General features: G+C 44.0%; 12 protein-coding genes. All 12 read left to right on the plus strand.

Translation table 11 applies throughout. The features are described 5' to 3' along the window. Positions 1-1139: leucine-rich repeat protein (locus Q0338_RS07135; protein WP_298086149.1), on the plus strand; the 1139-nt coding region annotated here is incomplete at its 5' end. A gap of 89 nt (positions 1140-1228) precedes the next feature. After that, positions 1229-1627 carry a hypothetical protein gene (locus Q0338_RS07140; RefSeq protein WP_298086150.1) on the plus strand — a complete coding sequence of 133 codons (399 nt, stop codon included), beginning with the start codon at positions 1229-1231 and terminating at the stop codon, positions 1625-1627. After that, the gene (locus tag Q0338_RS07145; protein ID WP_298086151.1) at positions 1611-1898 is read left to right on the plus strand and encodes a hypothetical protein; all 288 of its coding nucleotides are present in this window, start codon (positions 1611-1613) and stop codon (positions 1896-1898) included. Before Q0338_RS07140 ends, Q0338_RS07145 begins: the two co-directional genes overlap by 17 nt. A gap of 92 nt (positions 1899-1990) precedes the next feature. Then, positions 1991-2356: a phage holin family protein gene (locus tag Q0338_RS07150; protein WP_298086152.1), complete on the plus strand. Its 366-nt coding sequence runs from the start codon at positions 1991-1993 to the stop codon at positions 2354-2356. Beyond that, positions 2346-2531: an anaerobic ribonucleoside-triphosphate reductase gene (nrdD, locus tag Q0338_RS07155; RefSeq protein WP_298086153.1), complete on the plus strand. Its 186-nt coding sequence runs from the start codon at positions 2346-2348 to the stop codon at positions 2529-2531. The genes Q0338_RS07150 and nrdD overlap by 11 nt, the downstream gene beginning before the upstream one ends. A 25-nt stretch (positions 2532-2556) precedes the next feature. Continuing rightward, entirely contained in the window at positions 2557-3111 is a 555-nt protein-coding gene (locus tag Q0338_RS07160) for a putative peptidoglycan-binding domain-containing protein (protein WP_298086154.1), read from the plus strand. A gap of 1 nt (position 3112) precedes the next feature. Next, positions 3113-3487: a hypothetical protein gene (locus Q0338_RS07165; protein ID WP_298086155.1), complete on the plus strand. Its 375-nt coding sequence runs from the start codon at positions 3113-3115 to the stop codon at positions 3485-3487. Next, on the plus strand, positions 3487-4638 hold the full coding sequence (locus tag Q0338_RS07170; protein ID WP_298086156.1) for a hypothetical protein: 1152 nt from the start codon (positions 3487-3489) through the stop codon (positions 4636-4638). Before Q0338_RS07165 ends, Q0338_RS07170 begins: the two co-directional genes overlap by 1 nt. Then, positions 4638-5105: a hypothetical protein gene (locus Q0338_RS07175; protein WP_298086157.1), complete on the plus strand. Its 468-nt coding sequence runs from the start codon at positions 4638-4640 to the stop codon at positions 5103-5105. Before Q0338_RS07170 ends, Q0338_RS07175 begins: the two co-directional genes overlap by 1 nt. Then, positions 5095-5418 (plus strand): hypothetical protein, encoded by a 324-nt coding sequence (locus tag Q0338_RS07180; protein ID WP_298086158.1) that lies wholly within the window; start codon positions 5095-5097, stop codon positions 5416-5418. The genes Q0338_RS07175 and Q0338_RS07180 overlap by 11 nt, the downstream gene beginning before the upstream one ends. Beyond that, a complete protein-coding gene (locus tag Q0338_RS07185; RefSeq protein ID WP_298086159.1) occupies positions 5415-6047 on the plus strand; it encodes a hypothetical protein in 633 nt (210 codons plus the stop codon). The genes Q0338_RS07180 and Q0338_RS07185 overlap by 4 nt, the downstream gene beginning before the upstream one ends. After that, complete coding sequence (locus Q0338_RS07190; RefSeq protein ID WP_298086160.1) at positions 6044-7678, plus strand: hypothetical protein; 1635 nt, start codon at positions 6044-6046, stop codon at positions 7676-7678. The genes Q0338_RS07185 and Q0338_RS07190 overlap by 4 nt, the downstream gene beginning before the upstream one ends. Positions 7679-8151 lie beyond the last annotated feature (473 nt).

An 8151-nucleotide genomic window follows, 5' to 3' on the forward strand; every position in this document is an offset into this window, starting at 1 on the left:
CGGTAAATACCGCAAGGCTAAATTTAAACTCTAGCGTAGAAGACGGTGCACTAGCTGCAAACTCAACCGTGCTTTTCTCTGAAAATGGTAGCGAGCTAGTGAGGAAGGCTAGTGTAAGCAAGCTGAAAGAGCTCGTGCAAACGGAAGTAGATTTGTCCGAGTATATCAAAAAAACCGACGCGGATACTAACTATCTAGGCGCGTCGGCTACAGCTAGCGATAGCGAGAAGCTGGGGGGAGTGGAGGCCGAAAAGTACCTCACGAAAACAGTAGCAGATAGTACGTACTCCTTAAAGGGCGAAGCACCAGGACAAGGCGCTGTGCAAATTTCTGGGCAAGAGCTCAACCTCGATCAGAGCGGAACAAATTTCATCGTGAATGGAAATTTCTATCTTGATATAGTCGCTTCAGATAGTAGCGTAGGAAAGAGCGGTCATATCGCGCTTCTAAATATGACGGAAAATTTCAGCTTCGGCGGGGATTGTATAATGCACGGTATAAGACCAAAGGGCTCGGACGTCTTACTTAGTTACTTCGTGCAATCTCCGACAAAAATATATCTTTCGTATCTGCCGGAAAATAGCAACGCCGTATCCGAAGAGTTGGTCGAAACAACAAACGGCGTAAAAACCGTTGTGCTACCTAAAACTGCTACCGAGATACCACCAGGTATATATTCACAAAAGCTATTACGTTCTCAGATTATCGAGGGGGCAAATATTAAAAAGCTGCATCATAACCAATTTAACAGCCATAATACAATAACCTCCATATCCTTCCCAGCGCTCAAGGAAACAGAAGTACATTGTTTTTATAACTGTCCTAATCTTTCTAGCGTATTTGTGCCAAGCATTGAAAAAATCAAGAGTGGGGCTTTTTCTCAAATAGGCGCAAAGGAGCTATTTTTGCCAAGACTAAAAACAATAGAACAAAACGGCAGTTGTCTTAAGGAAAATCCAAGGCTTGAAACTCTTGTGATACCGAATGCTACTTTTGCCGTATATAATCATATCGGATACTCGTGTCCAAATTTAAAAAAGGTTGTATGCAAAAGAGGTATGGCAGACGTCATAAAGCAGATCCTTTATAATCTCAACCAATCATATATGATTAATAGAATTGAATTCGTGGAAATGTAAGATGAAGCCGTCCACAAAGAAATTCGTGATTATTGCGACGGTTATTTTGGTCGTAGTCATCGCGGTAGATTTGCTGAAAGGAGCGTGAAATGGGCTTTTTAAATATCAAATTTCTAATATCCATCGGCGTCGTAATGCTGATAGCTCTCGGTGGCGCTGGGCTTGAAATTTGGCGCTTAAACGGCGCGCTTGATAGCGCAAAAGCCGAGACGCAAGACGTCAAGGACAAGCTAGAAAAAGAACAGACCAAGCTAGCCCTCAAAGAGGCGGAAAGTCAAATTTATGCGGCAAATTTAGGTGAATGCAATATGCGCGTTGATTTACAAAACGAGAAAATCAAGACATTGTCCGTAAAACCGCCCGACATCGTAAAGACACAGGAGCGCGTAGTGACGAAATTCAAAAAGATAGAAGTGCCGGTTAAGGACGCAGAGTGTGAGAGAAAATTAAGATACTACGAGGAGCTGATAAATGAAGCCAGCAAATAAAGAGATAAAGCTAAAGAGTGATTTCGTAGTTCTTTGCGGCACGTTGATAATCTTGGCGATTATTTTTTGCGGTTGCTCGTCTAAGGAGCCGCAAATCATCACAAAAACCGTGTATCAAGAAGTGAAAACGCCCGTTGCGTGCCTTGCGAAAATGCCCGAAAAGCCAAAATTTGAGGCAAACAACCCGCAAAGTGCGCGGGAGCTAATGGAGTATTTCAAAACCTGCGAGGAACTTTTAAAAGGGTGCGCCGATGAGCGAGCTGGTGATTAAAGCTAAGAAATTTTGGCTAAGCAAAAAAGCTATTATCGAGATCGTTTTGTCAATCTTGCTAATGTGGCTAGTCACGATGTAAGAGGACAATAATGGACAACGTAATAGAGGAGATAGGGCTTTATTTTTGGGTTATTTTGGTTGGGCTAGTCGGCGGGCTACTTAATATGGCGAGCAGCAAGAAAAAAGGAGCGCAAAGGCTTATAAGCGCACTTGTAGGTACGGCAAGCTCGATGTTTGTATGTTGGCTAGCTTATGAAACGACGTTTTATTTTACGCAGACGCCGAAGTTTTCGCTAGCAGTCGGCGGATTTTTTGCGTGGAGAGGCGCAGAGTGGGCTACCGCGATGATCGACAAAGCCGTAGAAAAAAAGATAGAGAGCCTGGGCAGTGATAGCTACGACTATCAAGACTACGGCGGAAGTTTTAGACACGAGGAGTGGAAAGATGACAAATAGCGAGATACTAGAAGGGCTGCAAGAAAAGCGCACCAAATGCGTGGTATACAGCCGGGTGATGGGCTACCACCGCCCAGTTGAGGGTTTTAACATAGGCAAAAAGGGCGAGCATAAAGAACGCGTATTTTTCGAGCAGAATTTTTACACGTTAGAAAAATGCGTTAAAAAAATCTAAAAAAAATTAACATAAGGAGCTAAAAATGGCAAATTTTAACGAGGCATTTCAAATTTTGATGAGGCTAGAATTCTCTAAACCCGAGGACGCACTACACAAAAACCCGACCGAGGAAGGTTGGACGTTTATGGGTATTTATCAAAATGCGCATCCGCACTGGGCTGGCTGGGATGAGATATTAGGAGCAGTAGCATACGGCGGCGACATCGAGAAAATATCCCGTGCGCTTTATGCTAGCGAGAATTTGCGCGTCGAGGTGCGAAAGTTTTATAAGGAAGCGTATTGGGATAGGATGCGCCTTGATGAAGTCGCGAGCCAAGTCAAGGGCAATGAAATGTTTATTTTTGCCGTGAACGTAGGAATAAAGCCCGCCGTTCGTGTCGCACAACAACTCGTAGGCGCCGTCAATGACGGCATTGTCGGCGACCAAACACTCTCGGCGATAAACCGATACGACGAGGAACGATTTGACAAACAGTTTGATCGCGCCGAGCTAGAATACTACAACAATCTGATTGAGAAAAATCCAAAGTTTAGAATTTATGCCAATGGGTGGAGAAACCGGGCGTTGGCGGTGTAAGGTGAACGCAAAATACGATAAAACCTTTGTGATCGGCAGCGCTTTTATCATCGACATAAAATACTACGACGCGGATCGCAAGCTTTTGGCGTTTCCTGCTAAATACACGAGCGTTGATATGGTTTTCACTAACGTTGGAAACGATAAAAAGCTGGTGCTTAACGGTGTAGGTAGCGTAAACGGCGGTAGAGTGAGAATTGAAGTGAGCGCTAATGCGTGGGATAAGGCAGAAAGCGGGTTTTTTAGAAACGACGTGAGCGATATATTCGGCTGCGGCGGTAAGTGGCACAACTATTCCGTCTGGCTCAAAAGCTCAGTGTCAAACGACGAGCTAAACATACTTCGCGGCGCGGCGAAGTTGGTAAGAGGTAAGTAATGGCAGATGAATTTTTAAACCCCAATGTGTTTGTGACGCCCGACTATCTTGAGGTATTTCCTCTGGGCATAAATCCCGATGCAAAATGTGATGAAAACGGTGGCAGCGGTGGAAGCAGTGGAGGTGGCGGTAGCGGAGGAAGTAGCGGCGCAAACAACAAATTTAACCCTTTTGACTACCTAAGCGAGCTTGACCAAATCATCGAAGATTGGATGAACAAAAACTATACCTTTGATGACGTAAATTTGAGAAATAAGCTTCTTGGTATCATCAAGGACATCAAAGAAACCAAAAGCGAGCTGCTCGCCGTCAACGGAAAAATAAAGGCCATCGTAGAAAACAACGACGTAGCCATAACGACTGATGACGAAGCTCTAGCGCAGGCCATCAAAAAGATCAATGCAAAATTTGGCGAAATAAGCGCGAGCATAGATCAAATCAAGCAAGCCTACACTTCGGCAGACACCGCCATAGCTCAAAAATTTGAGCAGCTTAAGGCGTCAATGCCAGATGCTTATGGTATAGCAACCGAGATCACTAAAAACGTAGAAACCCAAATCAAGCGGAGTGTGGACGGCAAGGTCAGCTCAATCACGGGTGATCTAACGCAGCTAAAAACTAAGGTAGATAATCAAGACATAAAGATCACCAATGCTTCGGCAATAGCTACCCAAGCCAAAGAGTGGGCGGCCAGGGTGAAATCGGTAGTAACCGATGGCAACAGAATCACCGGTTGGCAATATGCCGACGGCTCGGGCAGAACTTCGACATTTGAGATTATGGCGGATAATTTTAGAATTTCAAACTCAAGCAGAAGTCTAAGCCCGTTTGTGATCGTCGGGAACAAGATAAGGTTTACCGGGAATGTTGAGTTTGACCAAATTCAGCAAAAAGGAACGGTAGTAAGAATCAGATGTTACAGAAAGGCCGGGATAAGCGCGATAAACCCTCACAAAGAGGCGGGGTCGTTTAATCCCGATGAGCAATACGCCCTCATCTGTATGGAATGGCACGAGGATGCGGCAAGGACCAAGTATAAAAACGGAGTCTATATTACCGACAGAAGCGCGGCTGCTCAGCTTGTCGGCGCTCCGGCGATGGTGCCCTTTAGCGAGGGCGTTATAACGATATTTTATTTTAGGAATACGTGATGTTTTATCTCATTTCAAAAAAAGACCAAAAAATCAGCGGCTATACTACATCTTTTGAAAACAGCGAGGATTTTTTTTGTGTTTCTAAGAACGCTATAGACAAGGCCGCCGAGCTCGTGGACATAAAGGATGTCTACGGCAGGACTTGGAAAAATGGAAAGCTGGGCGACGAAAACGGCAGCGTGAGTATTTTTTTAGACAATAGCAAATATATCAAAAAGCTTGAGCAAGATAGCAAAATACAAAATCTCAAAATTCAAGTCGGCGATAAAATATTCGATGCCGATGAAAAAAGCCAACAGCGAATAGCGGTAGCCATCCAAACTATGGAAGATGGCGAGAGCACGATATGGAGACTGGCAAACAACATGGATGAAAAAGTCAGCAAATACGAGCTAGAGCAAGCCCTCAAGCTTGCAGCCGCAAAGATGAGCAAAATAATCCTAGGAAATAAAAATGCCGATTAGCGATCCTGAATTTAACGCTCTAAAATCAAGAGTGGATATGCTTGAGGTTGAGATAGATAGCGTAAAGTCTGAAATTTTAACTTTAAAAAATAGTTTTTTACTCTTGCAAAGCACAACGGCGAATCAATACAAACTAGCCATGGACAAGATAGCCGCGCTAGAGGAAAAAGACAAAGCCATAGAGCAAAGGATGGAGAGGGCGGATAAGCGCATGGATGCGATAGATGAAAACTTGTCGGAGATCAGCACAAAAACAGACCTTGACCGCCTAAAAATAAATAGGCTAGAGAAGCAAAGAAAGGGGTTATTATGAGCGACGAAAGGCAGATGAGATTTAGGCAGACATATTTAGATATTTTTAAAAGCACGCTTGATGCAACTACGAGTGCGACGACGCCTTATCAGAAAGTGGTGGACTATCTAAATGAGCAATACGACAAATTTAATATTACAAATGAGGCGAGGCTAAAAAATATAAGTTCTATTTTGGCTAATATAACCGTAAGCTTCACTGCCCAAGCAATGGCACAAGCTATGGAGCTCGCATACCGAGAGCTAACGTTTGATGAGGAAATGAAAGGGCTAAAAGAGCAAACAAAAACCGCGAGGCTCAAAAACGAAGAGTTGGAAAAAGGAATGCCTGATAGGCTAACTGGGTTAAAAAAGCAAAATGAGCTAATAGATGCGCAAATCAAAAAACTAAGCGATGAAACCGCGCTTGCAAAAAGTCAAAAAGAGGCGATCGATAGACAAGTAAAGGATAACCGCGTCATAAAAGCTACTTCGACGCTTGGTGGGTTTATTTCTGAAAACCAAGCGGGTGGTATGATAGTGCCGGCTGATATGACCAGAACGTTTTTTGATATGGCTTTCGGGCTAATAAAAGAGGACTTGCCGGGCTTAACTAAGCCTATAAAATTCGAGATGGAAAAAAGGAAGTGAACTATACCAACTTCGACTACTTAAACATTACCAACCCCGACACAGGCGGAGTTTACGACTTTATGGCTGGCGGGCTGCTTGATGGATACTATGCGGGTGGTTACGCCTACAATGCTTTAAATTTGCCTACTCCAGACTTAAGAAGCTTTTTTATTAACCAGGCTTTTTCTCTTACTGCAGGGTTGCTTGAACTAAACGAGGACTTTGTGGAATTTGTGCTGATGCCGATGCAAATTTTGATACTACATCAAGACAAAGAAAGCGCGAGCAAATTAATATCAAGCGCTAGCGAAATAGTAGCAGATCACGCGAAAGAGCATAAAGCGCAGCTGCGAGAGAGCGAGCGAAATAAAGATTTCGGGCGGGGGTTGGGCGAGCGAAGCCACGGCGAAATAAATAAAAAGCTTAGGGAATTTTACCAAGAGATGACGATGGATAGTGGTTTTGAAAACGCAGCCGAGGGGCTAGGGTATATGTTCGGCGGAGTTTTTGGACGAATGGCGGCAGGGATGCTTTATGACGGGCTTGTTAACGGCGAATTCAATGCGGCGAACATAGGCGAAGCCTTGATGGAGGATCTAAAAAGTACACTTACGCAAAGCGCGATAAGCTATGGGTTGCGCGCACTGGGAACAGCGCCGTCGTTGCTTGGCATGTACGGGCTAAGTCTCGCCGTCGGCTCACTAGTGAACGAACTGCTAGAAGTGGCGATGGGGCTTGATAATCGTTTTGGATTTGGCGGCGAGATACAAGGGTTTGATGCTAGCGGTGCGCCATACTATGATAGGGCGCTAAGTTTTGGGGAGTTTTTAAAAGATACTTTTGGGGTACTTGATAGTCATGTAGAACTTGAAAATAAAAAAGGGGACGTAGTGGGGTATAGAGTGCAAGATAAGAATTTTCTTTATGTAGATAAAACTAGGCCGCCAAGCGTAGCAAGGGTGGATGTTATAGAAGTCGGTAAAATTTACGATATGCCTAGACGGGGGTATAGCCCGCAGTTTAATCTAGGCGTAGGGTTGGGTCGCATAGGGCTAGATTTTGGCTATAACAAACGGGATGACTATGGCTGGGCTAGCGAGCTAAAAAGCGCGCTTACCCAAAGCGTGCAAGAGATACAAAATAGCTTCTCATACCAACTCAATGCGACCGTAACCGCGCCTAGCGTAGATGTAGGTGCTATTGCGACAGAGTTTTTGCAAAACATGCAAGCAAGTGTGAGCAATAGTAGCAGCGAGCAAGTGTCAGAAAAAACGAGCTCGATGGGCTGGGCAGAAAAAGCTATAAGAGCGCAGTCAAGAGGGTCAAGTAGAAACGGCTTTAAAGACATTAGTCCATCAAAAAATAAATCTGGCAATTGGAGTTTTAAAAACGATAAAGTCGGCAACTGGGTAGAAGCGGGAAGTTTACTGGGCTTTGGCGGCGCAAAAGTAGACCCAAATAAGCAAAAACAGCTAGCAGATGAGATAGGCAGACAAAAAACCGCGCAAGAAAAAGCTAAAAATAGTGGGGCGGGAGGAACAAATAATAATCGTAATTTTGGCGCAAAGACGGGGTATGGCAAGGTTAGTCGCGGAGAAAAATCAAGACAAAGGCAAGCCGAGAGAAACAAAGGTGGTGGCAAAAAATAGTACAGCCCCGACAAAATCAATGGGTGCTCTGAAAGAATTTGACAGAGCCGAGCTAGAATACTACAACAATCTGATCGAAAAAAATCCAAAGTTTAGAATTTATGCCAATGGGTGGAGAAACCGGGCGTTGGCGGTATGATAATGGGGCAAATCGCCCCCTAATGTTATATCAATGCGTAATCACTTTTAAAAATCCGTTTAAAAACGTGCTTGTAAAAATGATTTTAGTGTGCCCTAACATTTAAAAGATATTGCAGATTTCTACGTAAAACGGGAGTTTTGCTGTGCCTCAAACTGTGCCCTATCTTTTGTCAAAACTTTGACGATTTGACAAATTTAAAGCTTTTATGCTTAACCGTTTTGTGATAATTGTGTTTGATGAAATATCGTATTTTAGGGAGTTTTGAGGGGTTTTTCGTTGGTGTCACGGGGGAGACTTGAACTCCCGACCTCCGGCTTATGAGACTTGCGGA

Origin of the sequence: uncultured Campylobacter sp., from assembly GCF_938018145.1 — a bacterium.
In the GTDB taxonomy this organism is placed as follows: Bacteria; Campylobacterota; Campylobacteria; order Campylobacterales; family Campylobacteraceae; genus Campylobacter_A.

What these genes read in the sequence shown, in the direction of transcription:
- Q0338_RS07140 (WP_298086150.1), top strand. Translation starts at nt 1,229, where the DNA reads ATGGGCTTTTTAAATATCAAATTTCTAATATCCATCGGCGTCGTAATG.
- Q0338_RS07145 (WP_298086151.1), top strand. Translation starts at nt 1,611, where the DNA reads ATGAAGCCAGCAAATAAAGAGATAAAGCTAAAGAGTGATTTCGTAGTT.
- Q0338_RS07150 (WP_298086152.1), top strand. Translation starts at nt 1,991, where the DNA reads ATGGACAACGTAATAGAGGAGATAGGGCTTTATTTTTGGGTTATTTTG.
- nrdD (WP_298086153.1), top strand. Translation starts at nt 2,346, where the DNA reads ATGACAAATAGCGAGATACTAGAAGGGCTGCAAGAAAAGCGCACCAAA.
- Q0338_RS07160 (WP_298086154.1), top strand. Translation starts at nt 2,557, where the DNA reads ATGGCAAATTTTAACGAGGCATTTCAAATTTTGATGAGGCTAGAATTC.
- Q0338_RS07170 (WP_298086156.1), top strand. Translation starts at nt 3,487, where the DNA reads ATGGCAGATGAATTTTTAAACCCCAATGTGTTTGTGACGCCCGACTAT.
- Q0338_RS07175 (WP_298086157.1), top strand. Translation starts at nt 4,638, where the DNA reads ATGTTTTATCTCATTTCAAAAAAAGACCAAAAAATCAGCGGCTATACT.
- Q0338_RS07180 (WP_298086158.1), top strand. Translation starts at nt 5,095, where the DNA reads ATGCCGATTAGCGATCCTGAATTTAACGCTCTAAAATCAAGAGTGGAT.
- Q0338_RS07185 (WP_298086159.1), top strand. Translation starts at nt 5,415, where the DNA reads ATGAGCGACGAAAGGCAGATGAGATTTAGGCAGACATATTTAGATATT.